The organism is Enterobacter sp. ku-bf2 (assembly GCF_001742765.1).
GTDB classification, from domain to species: Bacteria; Pseudomonadota; Gammaproteobacteria; order Enterobacterales; family Enterobacteriaceae; genus Enterobacter; species Enterobacter quasiroggenkampii.
This window is the reverse complement of sequence record NZ_MDVW01000001.1, coordinates 1,553,133-1,571,400: the sequence shown is the minus strand read 5'-3', so window position 1 is coordinate 1,571,400 and position 18,268 is coordinate 1,553,133. Positions and strand designations below refer to the sequence as shown.

Sequence of the window (18,268 nt, the reverse complement as noted above, 5' to 3'; positions counted from 1 at the left end):
GGGGCAGCGCGTGCCGCACAGTGAAGAGCTGGACAACCGCGAAGTGCTGGCTGTCCATCAGCTGAATATTGCGTTTCAGGAAGAGCGGCAGTTCATCCCCGCAGTACAGAATTTATCGTTCACGCTCAGGCGCGGCGAGACGCTGGCGATTGTTGGCGAGTCCGGTTCCGGGAAATCGGTCACCGCGCTGGCGCTGATGCGCCTGCTGGAACAGACGGGCGGTCAAATCACCAGCGAGAAAATGCTGCTGCGCCGCCGTAACCGCCAGGTCATTGATTTAAACGAGCTGAGCGGCGCGCAGATGCAGGGCGTGCGCGGGGCAGATATTGCGATGATCTTCCAGGAGCCGATGACCTCCCTGAACCCGGTGTTCCCGGTCGGGGAACAAATTGCCGAGTCCATTCGCCTGCATCAGGGGCTGAGCGGCGATGAGGCGCTCAGGGAAGCCAGACGCATGCTGGAGCTGGTACGCATTCCGGAGGCTCAGGCCATTCTCGGCCGCTACCCGCATCAGCTTTCCGGCGGCATGCGCCAGCGGGTGATGATCGCCATGGCGCTCTCGTGCCGTCCGGCGGTGCTGATTGCCGATGAGCCGACGACGGCGCTGGACGTGACGATTCAGGCGCAGATCCTGCAGCTCATCAACGTGCTGCAGCAGGAGATGGAGATGGGGGTGATCTTTATCACCCACGATATGGGCGTGGTCGCCGATATCGCCGATCGGGTACTGGTGATGCACAAGGGCAGCGCGGTCGAAACCGGCACGGTTGAGCAGATTTTTCACGCGCCCGCGCATCCCTACACCAAAGCGCTGCTGGCGGCGGTTCCGCGCCTGGGAGCGATGAACGGCAGCGATCTGCCGCGTCGTTTTCCGCTGATTTCCCTGGCGGCGTCTGAGCCGCAGGAGGAGGAACGCGAGCAGGACACCGTGGTGCCGGGCAAGCCCATTCTGGAAGTGCGCAATCTGGTCACCCGGTTTCCGCTGCGCAGCGGTGTACTGAACCGGGTGAAGCGCGAAGTGCACGCGGTGGAAAACGTCAGCTTCGATCTCTGGCCGGGCGAAACGCTGGCGCTGGTGGGGGAGTCCGGCTGCGGTAAATCCACGACCGGGCGCGCGTTGCTCCGTCTGGTGGCCTCTCAGGAGGGCAGCATTACCTTTAACGGCGAGCGCATTGATACCCTTCCGGACAGCAGGCTGCAGGCGGTGCGGCGGGATATTCAGTTTATTTTCCAGGATCCGTATGCCTCCCTCGATCCGCGCCATACGGTGGGGTATTCGATCATGGAGCCGCTGCGGGTGCATAACCTGCTCGACGGCGAGGCGGCGCAGCGTCGCGTCGCCTGGCTGCTGGAGCGCGTTGGCCTGAAGCCGGAACACGCCTGGCGTTATCCGCACGAGTTTTCCGGCGGGCAGCGGCAGCGTATCTGCATCGCCCGTGCGCTGGCGCTGAACCCGAAAGTGGTGATTGCGGATGAGTCCGTCTCGGCGCTGGATGTCTCTATCCGGGCGCAAATCATCAATCTGCTGCTGGATTTACAGCGGGATATGGGGATCGCCTTCTTGTTTATCTCGCACGACATGGCGGTGGTTGAGCGCATCAGCCATCGCGTGGCGGTGATGTTTATGGGGCAAATTGTGGAAATCGGTCCGCGAAGAGCGGTATTCGAGAACCCACAGCACTCGTATACCCGCAAGCTCATCGCGGCGGTCCCGGTCGCCGACCCGGCGCATCGTCACGGCCAGCGCGTGCTGCTGCAGGATGAAATGCCGAGCAATATTCGTAAACGCGGCGAGGCCGTAGAGCGCGTGGCGTTGCGTGAGGTCGGGCCGGGTCATTTCGTGGCTCCCCCGCGTCAGGACAATGCTTTTTCGCGGTTATAACTTTCAACAGGCAGGAGAACATAATGGTTACATTTGTAGCGCGTAGATGGTTGTTAGCCGCGAGCGTGACGGCAGCCCTGGCCGCTGCCCCCGCGTTCGCTGCCAAAGATGTGGTGGTCGCTGTCGGCTCTAACTTCACGACGTTGGATCCGTATGACGCTAACGACACGCTCTCCCAGGCGGTGGCGAAATCGTTCTACCAGGGCCTGTTTGGCCTGGATAAAGAGATGAAGCTCAAAAACGTGCTGGCGGAGGGGTACACCGTTTCGGATGACGGGCTGGTGTACACCATTAAGCTCAAAACCGGGGTGAAGTTCCAGGACGGCACCGACTTTAATGCCGACGCGGTGAAGGTAAACCTCGATCGCGCCAGCAATCCTGAAAACAGCCTTAAGCGTTATAACCTCTATAAAAACATCGCCAAAACCGAGGTGGTCGACCCGGCGACGGTAAAAATCACCCTGAAAGAGCCGTTCTCAGCGTTTATCAATATTCTGGCGCATCCGGCGACGGCGATGATTTCCCCTGCAGCGCTGAAGAAATACGGCAAGGAGATCGGCTTCCACCCGGTCGGTACCGGCCCGTATGAGCTGGTCACCTGGAATCAGACCGATTTTGTGAAGGTGAAAAAATACGCGGGATACTGGCAAAAAGGGCTGCCGAAGCTGGACACCATCACCTGGCGCCCGGTGGTGGACAACAACACCCGTGCGGCGATGCTGCAAACCGGCGAGGCGCAGTTTGCCTTCCCTGTGCCGTATGAGCAGGCCGCCATTCTGGAGAAAAACAGCAAGCTGGAGCTGGTCGCCAGCCCGTCGATCATGCAGCGCTACATCAGCATGAACGTTACGCAAAAGCCGTTCGATAACCCGAAGGTGCGCGAAGCCATTAACTATGCCATTAACCGTCAGGCGCTGGTGAAGGTCGCTTTTGCGGGCTATGCCACCCCGGCCACCGGCGTGCTGCCGCCGGCTATCGCGTATGCGCAAAGCTATCAGCCGTGGCCGTACGATCCGGCTAAAGCGCGCGAGCTGCTGAAAGAGGCGGGCTATCCGAACGGGTTCAGCACCACGCTGTGGTCGTCGCATAATCACAGTACCGCCCAGAAGGTGCTGCAGTTCACCCAGCAGCAGCTGGCGCAGGTGGGTATCAAAGCTCAGGTGACCGCCATGGATGCCGGGCAGCGTGCGGCCGAGGTTGAGGGGAAAGGGCAGAAAGAGAGCGGCGTGCGGATGTTCTACACCGGCTGGTCGGCCTCGACCGGTGAAGCCGACTGGGCGCTGTCGCCACTGTTTGCCTCACAGAACTGGCCGCCAACCCTGTTCAATACCGCGTTCTACAGCAACCCGCAGGTGGACAAAGACCTTGCCGATGCGCTGAAAACCACCAAACCGGAGGAGAAAGCACGCCTCTACAAGGACGCGCAGGACATCATCTGGAAAGAGTCGCCGTGGGTGCCGCTGGTGGTGGAGAAACTGGTGTCAGCCCATAACAAAGCGTTGACCGGGTTCTACATCATGCCGGATACGGGCTTTAGCTTTGACGATGCGGATTTAAAATAACGCCCATGCTGAACTATGTTTGTAAACGCCTGCTGGGGCTTATCCCGACGCTGTTGATTGTGGCAGTGCTGGTGTTTTTGTTTGTCCATATGCTGCCGGGGGATCCGGCGCGTCTGGTTGCCGGGCCCGAAGCGGATGCCACGGTCATTGAGCTGGTGCGTAAACAGCTGGGTCTTGACCAGCCGCTTTATATGCAGTTTCTGCACTATATTGGCAACGTTCTGCAGGGTGACTTTGGTATCTCGATGGTCTCGCGTCGTCCGGTGTCGGAGGAGATCGCCACCCGCTTTATGCCCACGTTCTGGTTAACGATAGCCAGCATGAGCTGGGCCGTGGTGTTCGGACTTGGCGCCGGGATTGTGGCGTCCGTCTGGCGTAACCGCTGGCCGGACAAGCTCGGCATGGCGCTGGCAGTGACCGGCATCTCCTTCCCGGCGTTCGCGCTGGGGATGCTGCTGATGCAAATCTTCTCCGTCGAGCTGGGCTGGCTGCCCACCGTCGGGGCCGATACCTGGAAGCATTACATCCTGCCCTCAATGACGCTGGGGGCTGCCGTGTCGGCGGTGATGGCCCGCTTTACCCGCGCCTCGTTCGTTGACGTGCTGAGCGAAGATTATATTCGCACCGCGCGGGCGAAAGGGGTCAGCGAGAAGTGGGTCATCCTCAAGCACGGGTTCCGCAATGCGATGATCCCGGTGGTGACGATGATGGGGCTTCAGTTTGGCTTCCTGCTGGGCGGCTCTATCGTGGTGGAAAAGGTCTTCAACTGGCCGGGGCTGGGACGTCTGCTGGTCGATTCCGTCGAGATGCGCGACTACCCGGTGATCCAGGCGGAAGTGCTGCTTTTCTCGCTGGAGTTTATTCTTATCAACTTAGTGGTGGACGTGCTCTACGCCGCCATTAACCCGGCCATCAGGTATAAGTAAGATGCGATTGTTGAACTGGCGACGTCAGGCCGTTTTAAACGCCATGCCGGGGCTAAAACCGGACCACATCCGCACCCCGTGGTCTGAATTCTGGCGGCGTTTCCGCCGTCAGCCGGTCGCGATGACGGCGGGGCTGTTCGTGCTGCTGCTGATTGTGGTGGCGATCGTGGCGCCGTGGGTGGCGCCGTTTGATGCGGAAAATTATTTTGACTACGACCGCCTGAACGACGGGCCCTCGATGCTCCACTGGTTCGGCGTGGATTCCCTCGGGCGGGATATCTTTAGCCGGGTACTGGTAGGGGCGCAGATCTCGCTCGCCGCCGGGGTGTTCGCGGTGCTGATCGGCGCGGCCATCGGGATCGTGCTGGGGTTGGTTGCCGGGTATTACGAAGGCTGGTGGGACCGCATCATCATGCGCATCTGCGACGTGCTGTTTGCCTTCCCCGGCATTCTACTGGCGATTGCCGTGGTGGCGATCATGGGCAGCGGCATGGCCAACGTCATCATCGCGGTCGCGGTGTTTTCGATTCCGGCCTTTGCCCGCCTGGTGCGCGGCAACACGCTGGTGTTAAAACAGCAGACCTTTATCGAGTCGGCCCGCAGTATGGGGGCCAGCGATGCGACCATCCTCTTCAGCCATATTCTGCCGGGGACGGTGTCGTCCATCGTGGTCTATTTCACCATGCGTATCGGCGTGTCGATTATCTCGGCGGCCAGCCTGTCGTTTCTGGGGTTAGGGGCACAGCCTCCGACGCCGGAGTGGGGCGCGATGCTGAACGAGGCGAGGGCCGATATGGTGATTGCGCCGCACGTGGCGATTTTCCCGAGCCTGGCGATTTTCCTGACCGTGCTGGCGTTTAACCTGTTAGGTGATGGGCTGCGCGACGCGCTGGATCCGAGGATAAAGGGGTAGTGCAGTGAAATGTGCCGGGGGGCGGCTACGCCTTACCCGGCCTACAAAAGCGGAGTGGGGCGATTAAACCCGGCTACCCCACAGGTCATACTCGTCGGCGTTTTCAACCTTCACGCGAATAATATCACCCGGCTTAACGTTGGTTTCGCCATTCAGGTACACCGCACCGTCGATTTCAGGGGCGTCCGCCATGCTGCGGCCAATCGCACCTTCTTCGTCAACCTCGTCGATGATAACCATGATCTCGCGGCCCACTTTCTCCTGCAGACGCTCGGCAGAGATCTGCTGCTGCAGCTGCATGAAGCGGTTCCAGCGCTCTTCCTTAACCTCTTCCGGCACCTGATCCGCCAGCTCGTTGGCGGTTGCGCCTTCCACCGGGCTGTATTTGAAGCAGCCGACACGGTCCAGACGCGCTTCTTTCAGGAAGTCGAGCAGCATCTGGAAGTCTTCTTCGGTTTCACCCGGGAAGCCGACGATAAAGGTGGAGCGCAGGGTCAGGTCCGGGCAGATCTCACGCCACTGCTTGATGCGCGCCAGCTGGCGGTCAACGGAGCCAGGGCGCTTCATCAGCTTCAGGATACGCGGGCTCGCGTGCTGCAGTGGGATGTCCAGGTACGGCAGAATCTTGCCTTCCGCCATCAGCGGGATGACGTCGTCAACGTGCGGGTACGGGTAGACGTAGTGCAGACGCGTCCAGATACCGAGTTTGGACAGTTGCTCGCACAGGCCGACCATGCTGGTTTTCACCGGCTCGCCGTTGTGGAAACCGGAGCGGTGCTTCACGTCCACGCCGTAGGCAGAGGTATCCTGGGAGATGACCAGCAGCTCCTTCACGCCCGCGTCGGCCAAGCGCTTAGCTTCTGCCAGCACTTCGCCGATTGGACGGCTCACCAGATCGCCACGCATGGACGGGATGATGCAGAAGGTGCAGCGATGGTTACAGCCTTCGGAAATCTTCAGGTACGCGTAGTGGCGCGGCGTCAGCTTCACGCCCTGCTCTGGCACCAGGCTCAGGAACGGGTTGTGTTTTGGTTTTGGCACGTAGTGATGAACATGTTGCAGCACCTGCTCGTAGCTATGCGGGCCGGTGATCTCCAGCACCTTAGGGTGCACTTCGCGGATCTGGTCTTCTTTCGCGCCCAGACAGCCGGTCACGATCACTTTGCCGTTTTCGGTCAGCGCTTCACCGATGGCTTCCAGTGACTCCTGGACCGCGCTGTCGATAAACCCGCAGGTGTTAACAATCACCATATCGGCGTTGTCGTAGCTTGGCACCACGTCATAGCCCTCGGTGCGCAGTTCGGTCAGGATGCGTTCTGAATCCACCAGGTTTTTCGGGCAGCCCAGGGAGACGAAGCCGATTTTCGGCTGGTGCGTAACATTGCTCATAGGTTAAAAATTCATCAATTATGGAGTTATCAGGGCGGGATTTTACAGCGTATCGCGGGGGATTTATACACTCTTTGCAAGGCGGATGCGTCGGGCCGAGGTTGTAACATTGTAAATAATGTTAATCAGTTAATAAAAATTGATCCCAGGCATTAAACTGTACAAAAAATGTACTTATCCTGACTATGCACCATGGCTGACAGAGGAGGAAAGAGCATGACCGTTGACAGACTAAAACGCGATCTGCTGAACAAGCTGATCAACGCCCGAATCGACCTGGCCGCGTACCTGCAGTTGAGGAAGGCAAAAGGGTATATGTCAGTCAGCGAAAGCGAACATCTGCGTGATAACCTGTTTGAACTGTGTAATTTCATGCGTGAAAAAGCACCGACCCTGAAGGCGAACGGCGGCGAAAGTGAAGAGATCGCGCTGCGCCGTGCCGCCGAGGTGCTCTCCATTGCAGGGGTGTGTCTGATGAACGGACGCCACGACTGCCCGAACTTTATCGCCGTAAACGCGGAGAAGCTTGAAAACTGCCTGACAACGCTCTCTCTATGCATCATGTGTCTGAACGAGCACAAACAGCTCGAACAACACTGATCCCGGGGGAGGCAACTCCCCCTTCAGCTTAAGCTTTTGTAAAAGTGATAACGCGCCCGGACGCAGTGGCTAATCTTTATGCCATATGCCGATAAAGGAGCGCGTTATGCCTCGATCCTCGCTGATTTCCCTGCCTGCGTTATTTATTTCGTTTTCACTTCTTGCTGCGCCAGAGGCAGTGAAGGTCGAGGTGCTGCAAAACAGACTCGATCACCCCTGGTCCCTGGCGTTCCTGCCGGATAATGACGGGTTGCTGGTGACCCTGAAGGGCGGTCAGCTCAAACGCTGGCAGGCCGGAAAAGGGCTCTCCGATCCGATTGTCGGCGTACCGAAGGTCTGGGCAAACGGTCAGGGAGGATTGCTGGATGTGGTATTGGCGCCGGATTTTGAGAAGTCGCGCCGCGTCTGGCTGAGCTACGCCGAGGCCGGGCATGACGGCAAAGCCGGAACGGCGGTGGGCTATGGCCGCCTGAGCGACGACTATTCCCGCATCGAGGGATTCCAGGTGGCGTTCCGCCAGATGCCGAAACTCTCAACCGGTAACCATTTTGGCGGGCGGCTGGTGTTCGACGGCAAAGGCTCTCTCTTTATTGGACTCGGCGAAAACAATCAGCGTCCGACGGCGCAGGATCTGGATAAATTGCAGGGCAAAGTGGTGCGCCTCACCGAAGACGGGAAAGTCCCGTCGGATAACCCCTTTGTGAATACCCCCGGTGCGCGACCCGAAATCTGGTCTTACGGCATTCGCAACCCGCAGGGGATGGCGATGAACCCCTGGAGCGACACGCTGTGGCTGAACGAGCACGGCCCGCGCGGCGGGGATGAGATCAACATTCCGGAGAAAGGAAAGAACTACGGCTGGCCGCTGGCGACGCACGGCATTAACTACAGCGGCCTGAAAATCCCGGAAGCCAAAGGCGAGCACGTTGAGGGCACCGAGAAGCCGCTGTTCGTCTGGAAAGTCTCACCCGCGGTGAGCGGCATGGCGTTCTACAACAGCGACGTTTTCCCGCAGTGGAAAAACAAGCTGTTTATCGGCGCGCTGAAGGAGAAGGACGTGATCGTGCTGAGCGTGGAGGGAAACAAGGTGACGGAGGACGGGCGCATTCTGGGCGACCGGGACCAGCGTATTCGCGACGTGCGGGTGGGGCCGGATGGGTATCTGTATGTCCTGACCGACGAGACGGACGGGCAACTGTTGAAAGTCCGCCCGTCCGGCGCGTAATCAGGTGACCGGGATCATCACGACGTTACGATACGCAGGGCGATCGCTCAGCTGTTTAAGCCAGCGCTCAAGGTGAGGGCGTGGCGTCCACTTCAGACCCATATTGGTCAGGTTCCAGACGAAGGGTGCCACGGCGATATCGCCTGTGCCGAACGCCTCGCCGGAGAACCAGGCGTGCTTCGCCAGCTCGTCATCCATCATCGCAAACAGATTTTCGCAGGCATCCTGCGCGGCGTGAATCGCGGGATAGTCGCGTTCAGCTTCCGGCGTGCGGATAAGCCCCATCAGGATCACGCGGTGGGTCGGGGACAGCGTCTGGTTTGCCCAGTCCATCCACTTTTCGCCCTGGGCGCGCCGGGCCGGGTTTTCAACCCACAGGCGGCCCTGACCGTACTGGGCGGCGAGGTAACGGACAATGGTGTTGGACTCCCAAAGCGTCGCGTCTGTTTCATCATCGCGCAGCAGCGGCACCAGGCCGTTCGGGTTCATGGCCAGATAGTCGGCCTCTTTGTTCACGCCGAACGCCATGCCAGCCATGATTTGATTGAACGGTAAATCCAGCTCTTCCAGCGTCCAGAGCACTTTCTTAACGTTGGTCGAATTATTCCTGCCCCACAGCGTAATCATATTTACTCCCGATGAGATGTGAATCCGAGTCAGCCTTTCGCCATGGTGAGATAAACCTAACAATTACGCAACAGAAGACAAAAAAATCGTCTTAATCAAAGCGTATCTGAATGTTATTGCATAAACTTTAATAACTTTACCCTCGTTGGGTTTCTTTAACGGTTTTAGTGCGCTATTACTCATCGCTTCTTGCGACACGGTGATGTGACGTAATTTTTGAATGGACACTCGGGTGGCATTTATGACGCGTAAAATGACTTCTCTGCGCAGCCTGGCGGCAGGCTCTGCGCTTCTTTTCCTGTTTGCACCAACGCTCTACGCAGCTGAACAGGCTGCGCCCGAAGCGCCGCCAGTGGATGCGCGCGCCTGGATCCTGATGGACTACGCCAGCGGTAAAGTGCTGGCGGAAGGGAATGCGGATGAGAAACTCGATCCGGCAAGCCTGACCAAAATCATGACCAGCTATGTGGTGGGCCAGGCGCTGAAAGCGGGCAAGATCAAGCTGGACGATATGGTGACCATCGGGAAGGACGCGTGGGCGACCGGCAACCCGGCGCTGCGGGGTTCTTCCGTGATGTTCCTGAAGCCAGGCGATCAGGTTTCCGTTTCCGATCTGAATAAAGGGGTGATTATTCAGTCGGGAAATGATGCGTGCATCGCGCTGGCCGATTACGTTGCCGGCAGCCAGGATTCTTTCATTGGTTTGATGAATGGCTACGCGCAAAAGCTGGGCCTGACCAATACAACCTTTAAAACCGTTCACGGTCTGGATGCGCCGGGCCAGTTCAGCACCGCACGCGACATGGCGCTGCTGGGGAAAGCGCTGATCCACGACGTGCCGGATGAATACGCCATCCACAAAGAGAAAGAGTTTACCTTCAACAAAATCCGCCAGCCGAACCGCAACCGCCTGCTGTGGAGCAGCAACGTCAATGTGGACGGGATGAAAACCGGCACCACGGCGGGGGCAGGCTACAATCTGGTGGCCTCCGCGACGCAGGGCGACATGCGCCTGATTTCGGTGGTGCTGGGCACCAAAACCGACCGCATTCGCTTTAACGAATCCGAAAAACTGCTGACCTGGGGCTTCCGCTTCTATGAAACCGTGACGCCGATTAAACCCGATGCCACGTTCGTCAGCCAGCGCGTCTGGTTTGGTGACAAGAGCGAAGTGAACCTGGGCGCAGGTGAGGCGGGTTCGGTGACAATTCCGCGCGGCCAGCTGAAAAACCTGAAGGCTAGCTACACCCTGACTGACCCGCAGCTTACGGCTCCGCTGAAAAAGGGCCAGGTGGTCGGGACGATTGATTTCCAGCTTAACGGTAAGTCGATTGAACAGCGTCCGCTGATTGTGATGGAAGCGGTGGAAGAGGGCGGCTTCTTCAGCCGGATGTGGGATTTCGTGATGATGAAATTCCACGGGTGGTTTGGCAGCTGGTTTAGCTAAGTTTTTTGCCGGGTGGCGCTGCGCTTACCCGGCCTACGTTTTTTCTCCCTCTCCATGTGGGAGAGGGCCGGGGTGAGGGCATCAGACCGCACCCCGTTTAATACATCAACTTCACCTGCTGCGCCTTCGCGTGGGCCACAATCTCGTCGTCCGGGCGGCAATCGCTGACGATGGCATCGAACTGCGCCAGCTCGCCCATTCTTGCCGGACGCACCTTACCAAACTTACTGTGATCGACTACCAGCACATGATACTGCGCGGCGCTTAACGCCCAGTGTTTTACTGGCAGCTCTTCCAGATTAAAGCAGGTCGCGCCCTGGCGCACATTAACGCCGGCGGCGGAATAAAACGCGATATCCGGGCAGAGATTGCTGAGCGTGTCCTGCAGGTTGAGCGGCTTAAAGATCGCGTTGCTGGCGTGAAACTCACCGCCGCAGAGGATCACCCGGCACTCGGGTTTCTCCTGAAGCGCCAGAAAGGTGTTCAGGGAGTAGCACACGGCAGTGAAAGGGATGCTGCTGTCGATGGCTTCGATAATCCACGGCGTGGTGGTACCGCAGTCAAAAAACAGCGTCTGGTGCGGCTGTACCAGTGAGGCCGCAAGCCGCGCGGCTTTGCGTTTCTCCTCCACCAGGCGTGTCTTCTGGTCGCTGATCAGATAATGGCTGGCGCTGCGTGGCTCAAGCACAATATATCCGCCCAGCAGCACGACGGGCGCGCTCTCGCTGTTCAGATCCCGACGAATGGTCATCTCTGAGACGCCGAGGAGGTTGGCGGCTTCCTTAAGATGCAGCTTATCGCTGCGCTTCAGCGCCTGAAGCAGCTGAGCAATGCGGTCATCGCGACGTGTTTCCATAGTTCCTCGGGATAAAAAAGTGAACCCCCGCAGGGCGGGGGTTCAAGTGTAACCTGTCAGGTCGGGGTTAGTCACGTATCCAGCCTTTGCGGATCGGGATAGCAAAAATGGCGCGATAGAGGGTAGAGAGCCCGCTATAGAGCGCCTCACCAATGAGGCTCCACAGGATAGCCGCGCTCACGCAGCCAATCAGCCCCACCAGGAATCCACCCACCATATCCAGCGGCCAGTGGACGCCCAGATAAACGCGAGACCAGGCGATGGCCACCGCGACCACCATCAGCACCGCACCTGACCACAGGCGATGCCAGAACAGGAAGGCCAGCGCAAAGGTGAAGATCACCGTCCCGTGATCGCTCGGGAAAGAGTCATCCGGCGCATGGTGCAGGAAGGTATAGCCCACGTGGGCAACAAAAGGGCGGGCGTGCGGGAACACATGACCCAGTACGAAGCTCACCAGAACGCTCACGCCCAGCGCCATCGCCACTTTGATCACCAGTTGGCGCTGCGCTTTCACCTGGCTACGAGGTCCCCACAGCCAGAGGATGGCGGCCAGCGCGGGCACGATGCTGATCAGATCTTTTGCCAGAAAGGTGGCAAAGTCGATCATCCACTCGGGCGAGGCCGGGGTGGCATTGATCAGATAGAACAGCTGATAATTCAGATTCTCTAGCATAGCGTTATCACTCTTTAGCAAACCGGGTGGAAACAAGGCCGTAGACCACCACCTGAGAAAACCAGACCCACCACCCAGCCCACAGGTTGTGAGAGAAAAAATGTGCCCCGCGCATGATCTGGCCATAACCCATCACCAGACCTAACACCACGCCCAGCGCAACGAAGCTCCAGGCGAGACGCGGACGCTCGCGCCAGAAGGCAAAAAACAGCCCCATCACCATAAAGCCGCTGGAGGCATGACCGCCGGGGAAACAGCGCCCCGGACCGCTGTCTGCAGGGACGGCGCTGAACAGGGGATAAGAGACAGCCTTACCGCCATATTCCACCAGGTCCCACGGGCAGCTGTGATGGCTCATGCTTTTCAGCAGGCCCACCACCAGTGCGCCAACGCCCATCAGCAGCGCCGCCGTCACCAGCCTTGCGTTACGCTTGTAAGCGCCGTAAAACAGCGCCACGGCGCCTAAGGCGATGGCGATGTACTTCGCCAGACGATGGTTGAGCAGATCCAGCAGGTGGTCTTTCTGCAGCGGGAAGCTCTGCGTCGCCGCGTTATACCAGAAGCCGGTTACCCATCTGTCGAGCGCTTCATTGCGCGATAGCCACGTAAACACCACGGCAAGGGCTATCAGTATGAAAAGCTGATAACCATAAAAGCGTGCCGGTAAGCGGTAAAGACGTTTTGTCTTATTTGTCTGTAACTTAGACAATTCTGAACGGCTGGAGGTGAGTGCCATAATTTGGGGTCGTTGACGAGTAATGGGGCTATCATAAATCTGTCAAATTAAGGAAACCTTAAACGAAGACGATATGTGCTTTATTTCTGTTTATCCTCGATAAATCACTATCTCGGGCTGCGGCATTTCATTACACTCGTCGCGATTTTGTCATTATAAAGAGATTGCATGTTAAACCGTTCTTCTTCAGGTTCACGTCTGGGTCGTCAGGCGTTGCTTTTCCCTCTGTGTCTGGTGCTCTACGAATTTTCTACCTATATCGGTAACGATATGATCCAGCCCGGGATGCTGGCCGTGGTGGCGCAGTACAACGCCGGAATCGAGTGGGTACCGACCTCCATGACCGCCTATCTGGCCGGCGGCATGTTTTTGCAGTGGCTGTTAGGCCCGCTGTCGGATCGTATTGGCCGTCGTCCGGTGATGCTGACGGGCGTGGTGTGGTTTATCGTCACCTGCCTTGCCACGCTGCTGGCGCAAAACATTGAACAATTTACCCTGCTGCGTTTCCTGCAGGGGGTGAGCCTGTGCTTTATCGGCGCCGTGGGGTATGCCGCCATTCAGGAGTCGTTTGAAGAGGCGGTGTGTATCAAAATTACCGCGCTGATGGCGAACGTGGCGCTGATCGCTCCCTTGCTCGGGCCGCTGGTAGGCGCCGCATGGGTGCATATGGCGCCGTGGGAAGGGATGTTTGTGCTCTTTGCGGTTCTCGCCGCCATCGCGTTCTTTGGTCTGCACCGGGCAATGCCGGAAACCGCCACCCGCATCGGCGAGAAACTCTCGCTGAAAGAGCTGGGGCGGGATTACAAAGAAGTGCTGAAGAATGGCCGCTTTGTGGCGGGCGCGCTGGCGACCGGGTTCGTTAGCCTGCCGCTGCTGGCGTGGATTGCTCAGTCACCGGTCATTATCATCAGCGGTGAAAAGCTGAGCAGCTACGAGTACGGCCTGTTGCAGGTGCCGATCTTTGGCGCGCTGATTATCGGTAACCTGGTGCTGGCGCGTCTGACGTCACGCCGCACCGTGCGTTCACTGATTATCATGGGCGGCTGGCCGATTGCGGCCGGGCTGATTCTGGCGGCGGTGGCGACCGTTGCGTTATCACACGCTTATCTGTGGATGACGGCAGGACTCAGCATTTACGCCTTCGGGATTGGAGTGGCGAACGCCGGGCTGGTGCGCCTGACGCTGTTTGCCAGCGAGATGAGTAAAGGCACGGTCTCCGCGGCGATGGGGATGCTGCAGATGCTGATTTTTACCGTCGGTATCGAGGTGAGCAAGCATGCCTACGCGATGGGCGGTAACGGGCTGTTCAGTCTGTTTAACCTCGCCAACGGTGTGTTATGGGTTGGCCTGATGGTGGTGTTCCTGAAAGACAAGCGCGTCGGAAACGCCCTGCAACCTTAACTGTTTATTCCCTCTCCCTGTGGGAGAGGGTCAGGGTGAGGGCACCAGACCGCACGCGATCAATTAAACGGATCTTCCCCATCCAGCACCTTCTCAATCACATCCAGCACGCCTTCCTCGTTATTATGCGGCGCTTCAAAACGCGCCGCCGCTTTGATATGCGGTCTGGCATTCGCCATCGCAAAGCTGAACCCGGACTGGCGCAGCATCTCCACGTCGTTGCCGCTGTCGCCGAAGGCCACCACGTCGCTGTTCTCTATCCCCCAGCGCTGTTGCAGGATCCGCAGGCCGTTGGCTTTATGCACGCCGGGGATAATCAGGTCGATACTGCCGTGACCAGTGGTGACGGGCACCATGATGTCGCTGAGTTTTTCATGCAGCAGCGCCTGAATACGCGGAATTTCATCATCAGACACGTTAAGCCCGAACTTGAAGAAAATATCGTTCAGGTTGTCGAAATCGCTGACCATTTCCAGACGGTGATAGTACTTTGCCGCGATGGCCTTAAAGCCCTCGTCATAGCACTTGAGCGTGTAGGCGCTGCTCTTCCCGCAGGCGATAATCTCAATGCCCGGCACGTCGTTTAACACGTTCGCGACGGTCTCGAAATGGGCTTTCGACAGTTCACCGTTGAAGACGTCTTCACCCTCACTCACGACCCAGCCGCCGTTTTCGGCGACGAATGAAATTTCATGCGCAATCTCCGGGAAAAAGGAGATCAGCTGGTAGTACTGGTTGCCGCTGGCGACCACGAAGCGAATGCCTTGCGCCTTCATGCGCGCGTACTGCGCCAGAAAGCGCGGGCGATTGTAGGTCTTGGCATCATTCAGGAATGTGCCATCCATGTCGACGGCGATCAGTTTAACGCTCATATCCCTTCTCCAGTGTCGTGTGTTTCGTTTCCGGCTTTGCCACCGCGCGCGCCACCAGCGCCGCGACGATCACCAACCCTAATACCACCAGCATGGCGCTGCGCAGCCCGTAGTGCTCACCGAGGAAGCCGAGCAGCGGCGGCCCGACCAGGAAAGCGAGATAGCCGGTTGTCGCCACCACGCTGACGCGCGTCGGGGCATCCGGGCCGGTGTCGCTGGCGGCGGAGATGGTCAGCGGGAAACCGAGGGACGCGCCCAGCCCCCAGAGGATCACCGAGACGCCGGCAATCCAGTCCACATCCACAAAGATAATCATCGCGATACCCAGCCCGCCGAGCAGGGCGCTGGCGCGCACCACCGCCACGCGGCTGTAGCGGTCGATAAACCAGCCGCCGGTGAAGCGCCCGACGGTCATCCCCAGCGTAAACCCGGCGTAGATCAGCGAGCCGGAGGTGGGGCTAAAGCCGTGACCGTCCACCATCAGTAGCGGCAGCCAGTCGTTGGCGGACCCTTCCGCGAACGCCATCGCCAGCACCACCACGCCAATCAGCATCAGCTGATAATCGCGGTAGAAGGGCAGTCCTTTTTCAGCCGAATGCTGTTCATCTGAGGCGTTCTTGCCGGTGCCGTCCGGGATCGCCCGGATGCCGGTCAGAATCGGAATAATGCACACCAGCGCCGCCAGCAGGATATGCAGATTCGCGGTCATGCCGAAGGCCGTCAGCGCCATCCCCACGCCCGCACCGGCTAGCGTGCCGAGGCTGTAAAAGCCGTGCATCATCGGCAGCACGGTTTTGTTCATCTCGCGCTCGACCGCCGCCCCTTCAACGTTTATCGCCACTTCCGCCGAGCCGAAGCTGCCGCCAAACACCGTCAACCCCAGCGCAAACAGCACCGGTGAGGCAAACCACAGCGCCACGCTCAGCACCATCATCCCGAACACCGCGAAGCACATGGTGGTGCGGATCACCGCCCGCGTACCGAAGCGCTTCACCAGCCAGGCGGAGCAGAGGATGCCGCTCATGGAGCCTATCGACAGGCCGAACAGCACGATGCCCATTTCCGCGGTAGAAACGGACAAAATGTCGCGAATGGCGGGGGTGCGCGTGGCCCAGGAGGCCATCAGCAGACCGGGAATAAAGAAGAACATAAACAGCGCCCACATGCGGAGCTGCAGGGCTTTACGGGGAGAGGTCAGCGTCATTGGGGTAGCACCAGAAGTACAACAATAGCGACAACACTAGCAAGTTTGTGTACATTTGTACACAAACCAGGTGAGGAATTGATGAGCAGACCACCCAACGATCCGCATCGCCGGGAGAAAATCCTGCAGGCGACGCTCGACACCATTGCTGAACACGGTATTCACGCCGTCACACACCGTAAAATCGCCACCTGCGCGGGCGTGCCGCTGGGGTCGATGACTTACTATTTCGACGGTATGGAACCGCTGCTGGAGGAGGCCTTCACGTGGTTTACCCGCCAGATGTCGCAGCAGTACCGGGATTTCTTTGCGGGCGTCACCGGGCCGGAAATGGCGTGCGAATCCATCACTACCCTGATCCACAGCTCGCAGGTGACCACGCCGCACAACATGGCGCTGATGTATCAGCTTTACGCCTTTATGCACCGTAGCGCGGCGCTCAAAACGGTGATGCAGGACTGGATGAAGATGAGCCAGACCACGCTGGAGCAGTGGTTCGACCCGGTTACCACCCGCGCGCTGGATGCGTTTATCGAAGGGATGACGCTGCACTATGTCACTGACCGGACGCCCTTAACCCGCGAAGAGATCCGGGCCATGGTGGGCAGGATTGCGGGCGAGAGCTAGGTTGCGCCGGCGGTCATATTGACTGTGGTTCCCGTCATTGCGCTTGCCGCATCTGAAGCCAGAAACGCAATCGTGTCTGCTACCTGCGCCAGCGTCGGCAGGCGATGCGTCAGGGTGCTTTGCGCGGCGCCGCCGAGAAACTGCCCGACCGTAATACCCATCGCCTGCGCCTTGGCGGCGAAAATGGCGCCCACATACGAACCCGCCTGCACCGCGTCGGCTATTGCGTGCGAGCGCAGACACAGCACACGAATATTTTGAGTCCCCAGCTCAGCCGCAAGCGCCCGGGTAAAGGCTTCCGTTCCCGCGCAGCCGACGATATGTCCGAGGTGGCCCGCCATCGCCATGTTTGCGGCGGGGGCGACGACGGTAATTATGGTCCCGCCATGCTCGCCGCCCATGCGGGATGACACGGCTTTCGCAATGTTAAAGTACGCGGCCAGGAAAGGGTCGAAGCCCTGACGGAATTCGCCGAGCGTTAATGCCTCAAGACGTTTGCCCTGATCGTGCATAAAGCCCGTGGCGTTGACGACGATATCAATGCGGGCAAGGTCGGGGAGCAGCGAGGACTCCTCGAGCGCATCGAAAACAAACGTGCTGGCAGAACCGCCCGCGGCGCGAATGCTGCTGGCGGCCTGCTCCAGCCTGGCGTGGGTGCGTGCGGCGAGATACACATCTGCCCCTTCACGCGCCAGAGCGCGCGCAGTTGCGCTGCCGATAGCGCCGCTGCCGCCGAAGATGACGGCGGTTTTGTTTTTAAGACCCATGCCTGCTTACCCTCACCAGAGTTAACCCTCAAAAGTATGTGCCGGGTTTCGGCGGATGCAACTCAGCCGTTGGGCGGGGTATGCGGTTGGCAGATCTTACCGTGCCATTATCAATGGGTTACTTTGGCGAGATTTTTTTCCCGCTGGCGTCTACGACGGCTTCGCCATCCTCTTTTGTAAATGCCCCTTTCTGTGCATCCGGCAGAATGTCGAGGACGACTTCAGACGGGCGGCACAGGCGGGTGCCCAGCGGCGTGACCACGATCGGACGGTTAATCAGAATCGGGTATTGCAGCATAAACTCGATTAGCTGGTTGTCGGTGAAGCTATCGTCGGCAAGGCCGAGCTGTTCATAGGGATCCACGTTTTTACGCAGCAGATCCCGCACCGAAATGCCCATATCGGCAATCAGGGTGGTCAGCATATCGCGCGACGGCGGGGTTTCCAGATAGAGGATAATCTCTGGCTCCGTGCCGCTGTTGCGGATCATCTCCAGCGTGTTGCGCGAGGTGCCGCAGGCGGGGTTGTGGTAAATGGTGATGTGGGTCATATCAGTGA

18 protein-coding genes are annotated in these 18,268 nt (G+C 58.8%); 9 read left to right on the top strand and 9 right to left on the bottom strand.

Annotated elements, in window-relative coordinates; genetic code table 11:
- The first annotated feature begins 10 nt into the window (after positions 1-10).
- From gsiA to gsiD, 4 genes are read left to right on the top strand one after another with little or no spacing between them, the layout of a single operon-like run.
- On the top strand, positions 11-1,882 hold the full coding sequence (gsiA, locus tag BFG58_RS07500; protein WP_069719553.1) for a glutathione ABC transporter ATP-binding protein GsiA: 1,872 nt from the start codon (positions 11-13) through the stop codon (positions 1,880-1,882).
- Between the two features lie 23 nt (positions 1,883-1,905).
- Positions 1,906-3,444: a glutathione ABC transporter substrate-binding protein GsiB gene (gsiB, locus tag BFG58_RS07495; RefSeq protein WP_023292928.1), complete on the top strand. Its 1,539-nt coding sequence runs from the start codon at positions 1,906-1,908 to the stop codon at positions 3,442-3,444.
- 5 nt (positions 3,445-3,449) lie between these two features.
- Entirely contained in the window at positions 3,450-4,370 is a 921-nt protein-coding gene (gene gsiC, locus BFG58_RS07490; protein ID WP_008501201.1) for a glutathione ABC transporter permease GsiC, read from the top strand.
- A gap of 1 nt (position 4,371) precedes the next feature.
- The gene (gene gsiD, locus BFG58_RS07485) at positions 4,372-5,283 is read left to right on the top strand and encodes a glutathione ABC transporter permease GsiD (protein WP_021240948.1); all 912 of its coding nucleotides are present in this window, start codon (positions 4,372-4,374) and stop codon (positions 5,281-5,283) included.
- Positions 5,284-5,346: 63 nt separating this feature from the next.
- Here the strand turns inward: gsiD and rimO are convergent, their stop codons facing one another.
- Positions 5,347-6,672 carry a 30S ribosomal protein S12 methylthiotransferase RimO gene (gene rimO / locus BFG58_RS07480; protein ID WP_008501203.1) on the bottom strand — a complete coding sequence of 442 codons (1,326 nt, stop codon included), beginning with the start codon at positions 6,670-6,672 and terminating at the stop codon, positions 5,347-5,349.
- A gap of 216 nt (positions 6,673-6,888) precedes the next feature.
- On the opposite strand from rimO, the gene bssR reads away from it, so the two are divergent.
- Positions 6,889-7,272, top strand: coding sequence for a biofilm formation regulator BssR (bssR, locus tag BFG58_RS07475; RefSeq protein ID WP_024908680.1), 384 nt, complete (start codon positions 6,889-6,891; stop codon positions 7,270-7,272).
- Between the two features lie 106 nt (positions 7,273-7,378).
- On the top strand, positions 7,379-8,497 hold the full coding sequence (locus BFG58_RS07470; protein WP_069719552.1) for a PQQ-dependent sugar dehydrogenase: 1,119 nt from the start codon (positions 7,379-7,381) through the stop codon (positions 8,495-8,497).
- Here BFG58_RS07470 and BFG58_RS07465 read toward each other — a convergent pair whose 3' ends face one another.
- Positions 8,498-9,124: a glutathione S-transferase family protein gene (locus BFG58_RS07465; protein WP_023326978.1), complete on the bottom strand. Its 627-nt coding sequence runs from the start codon at positions 9,122-9,124 to the stop codon at positions 8,498-8,500. It lies immediately after the preceding gene.
- A gap of 241 nt (positions 9,125-9,365) precedes the next feature.
- On the opposite strand from BFG58_RS07465, the gene dacC reads away from it, so the two are divergent.
- Positions 9,366-10,571: a serine-type D-Ala-D-Ala carboxypeptidase gene (gene dacC, locus BFG58_RS07460; RefSeq protein ID WP_008501207.1), complete on the top strand. Its 1,206-nt coding sequence runs from the start codon at positions 9,366-9,368 to the stop codon at positions 10,569-10,571.
- Positions 10,572-10,668: 97 nt separating this feature from the next.
- On the opposite strand, the gene deoR is transcribed toward dacC, so the two are convergent.
- From deoR to BFG58_RS07445, 3 genes are all read right to left on the bottom strand, one after another.
- The gene (gene deoR, locus BFG58_RS07455) at positions 10,669-11,427 is read right to left on the bottom strand and encodes a DNA-binding transcriptional repressor DeoR (protein ID WP_023292922.1); all 759 of its coding nucleotides are present in this window, start codon (positions 11,425-11,427) and stop codon (positions 10,669-10,671) included.
- A gap of 67 nt (positions 11,428-11,494) precedes the next feature.
- Positions 11,495-12,103: an undecaprenyl-diphosphate phosphatase gene (gene ybjG, locus BFG58_RS07450; protein ID WP_069719551.1), complete on the bottom strand. Its 609-nt coding sequence runs from the start codon at positions 12,101-12,103 to the stop codon at positions 11,495-11,497.
- 7 nt (positions 12,104-12,110) lie between these two features.
- The gene (locus tag BFG58_RS07445) at positions 12,111-12,839 is read right to left on the bottom strand and encodes a phosphatase PAP2 family protein (protein WP_069719550.1); all 729 of its coding nucleotides are present in this window, start codon (positions 12,837-12,839) and stop codon (positions 12,111-12,113) included.
- Positions 12,840-13,007: 168 nt separating this feature from the next.
- On the opposite strand from BFG58_RS07445, the gene BFG58_RS07440 reads away from it, so the two are divergent.
- Positions 13,008-14,240 (top strand): MFS transporter, encoded by a 1,233-nt coding sequence (locus tag BFG58_RS07440; RefSeq protein ID WP_069719549.1) that lies wholly within the window; start codon positions 13,008-13,010, stop codon positions 14,238-14,240.
- Positions 14,241-14,299: 59 nt separating this feature from the next.
- On the opposite strand, the gene BFG58_RS07435 is transcribed toward BFG58_RS07440, so the two are convergent.
- Together BFG58_RS07435 and BFG58_RS07430 are read right to left on the bottom strand one after the other, a co-directional pair.
- Positions 14,300-15,112 carry a Cof-type HAD-IIB family hydrolase gene (locus BFG58_RS07435; RefSeq protein ID WP_069719548.1) on the bottom strand — a complete coding sequence of 271 codons (813 nt, stop codon included), beginning with the start codon at positions 15,110-15,112 and terminating at the stop codon, positions 14,300-14,302.
- Positions 15,102-16,316, bottom strand: a complete 1,215-nt coding sequence (locus BFG58_RS07430; protein ID WP_048222198.1) for an MFS transporter — start codon at positions 16,314-16,316, stop codon at positions 15,102-15,104. Before BFG58_RS07430 ends, BFG58_RS07435 begins: the two co-directional genes overlap by 11 nt.
- A gap of 81 nt (positions 16,317-16,397) precedes the next feature.
- Between BFG58_RS07430 and BFG58_RS07425 the strand changes: the two genes are divergently transcribed.
- Positions 16,398-16,943: a TetR/AcrR family transcriptional regulator gene (locus BFG58_RS07425; protein WP_045908446.1), complete on the top strand. Its 546-nt coding sequence runs from the start codon at positions 16,398-16,400 to the stop codon at positions 16,941-16,943.
- Here the strand turns inward: BFG58_RS07425 and BFG58_RS07420 are convergent.
- Positions 16,940-17,710 carry an SDR family NAD(P)-dependent oxidoreductase gene (locus BFG58_RS07420; protein ID WP_069719547.1) on the bottom strand — a complete coding sequence of 257 codons (771 nt, stop codon included), beginning with the start codon at positions 17,708-17,710 and terminating at the stop codon, positions 16,940-16,942. The genes BFG58_RS07425 and BFG58_RS07420 overlap by 4 nt on opposite strands.
- A 118-nt stretch (positions 17,711-17,828) precedes the next feature.
- A complete protein-coding gene (gene arsC / locus BFG58_RS07415) occupies positions 17,829-18,260 on the bottom strand; it encodes a glutaredoxin-dependent arsenate reductase (RefSeq protein ID WP_069719546.1) in 432 nt (143 codons plus the stop codon).
- Positions 18,261-18,268: the final 8 nt, after the last annotated feature.

What these genes read in the sequence shown, in the direction of transcription:
- BFG58_RS07435 (WP_069719548.1), bottom strand. Translation starts at nt 15,112, where the DNA reads ATGAGCGTTAAACTGATCGCCGTCGACATGGATGGCACATTCCTGAAT.
- BFG58_RS07440 (WP_069719549.1), top strand. Translation starts at nt 13,008, where the DNA reads ATGTTAAACCGTTCTTCTTCAGGTTCACGTCTGGGTCGTCAGGCGTTG.
- BFG58_RS07445 (WP_069719550.1), bottom strand. Translation starts at nt 12,839, where the DNA reads ATGGCACTCACCTCCAGCCGTTCAGAATTGTCTAAGTTACAGACAAAT.
- ybjG (WP_069719551.1), bottom strand. Translation starts at nt 12,103, where the DNA reads ATGCTAGAGAATCTGAATTATCAGCTGTTCTATCTGATCAATGCCACC.
- gsiB (WP_023292928.1), top strand. Translation starts at nt 1,906, where the DNA reads ATGGTTACATTTGTAGCGCGTAGATGGTTGTTAGCCGCGAGCGTGACG.
- BFG58_RS07420 (WP_069719547.1), bottom strand. Translation starts at nt 17,710, where the DNA reads ATGGGTCTTAAAAACAAAACCGCCGTCATCTTCGGCGGCAGCGGCGCT.
- rimO (WP_008501203.1), bottom strand. Translation starts at nt 6,672, where the DNA reads ATGAGCAATGTTACGCACCAGCCGAAAATCGGCTTCGTCTCCCTGGGC.
- deoR (WP_023292922.1), bottom strand. Translation starts at nt 11,427, where the DNA reads ATGGAAACACGTCGCGATGACCGCATTGCTCAGCTGCTTCAGGCGCTG.
- BFG58_RS07465 (WP_023326978.1), bottom strand. Translation starts at nt 9,124, where the DNA reads ATGATTACGCTGTGGGGCAGGAATAATTCGACCAACGTTAAGAAAGTG.
- gsiD (WP_021240948.1), top strand. Translation starts at nt 4,372, where the DNA reads ATGCGATTGTTGAACTGGCGACGTCAGGCCGTTTTAAACGCCATGCCG.
- arsC (WP_069719546.1), bottom strand. Translation starts at nt 18,260, where the DNA reads ATGACCCACATCACCATTTACCACAACCCCGCCTGCGGCACCTCGCGC.
- BFG58_RS07430 (WP_048222198.1), bottom strand. Translation starts at nt 16,316, where the DNA reads ATGACGCTGACCTCTCCCCGTAAAGCCCTGCAGCTCCGCATGTGGGCG.
- dacC (WP_008501207.1), top strand. Translation starts at nt 9,366, where the DNA reads ATGACGCGTAAAATGACTTCTCTGCGCAGCCTGGCGGCAGGCTCTGCG.
- BFG58_RS07470 (WP_069719552.1), top strand. Translation starts at nt 7,379, where the DNA reads ATGCCTCGATCCTCGCTGATTTCCCTGCCTGCGTTATTTATTTCGTTT.
- gsiC (WP_008501201.1), top strand. Translation starts at nt 3,450, where the DNA reads ATGCTGAACTATGTTTGTAAACGCCTGCTGGGGCTTATCCCGACGCTG.
- BFG58_RS07425 (WP_045908446.1), top strand. Translation starts at nt 16,398, where the DNA reads ATGAGCAGACCACCCAACGATCCGCATCGCCGGGAGAAAATCCTGCAG.
- bssR (WP_024908680.1), top strand. Translation starts at nt 6,889, where the DNA reads ATGACCGTTGACAGACTAAAACGCGATCTGCTGAACAAGCTGATCAAC.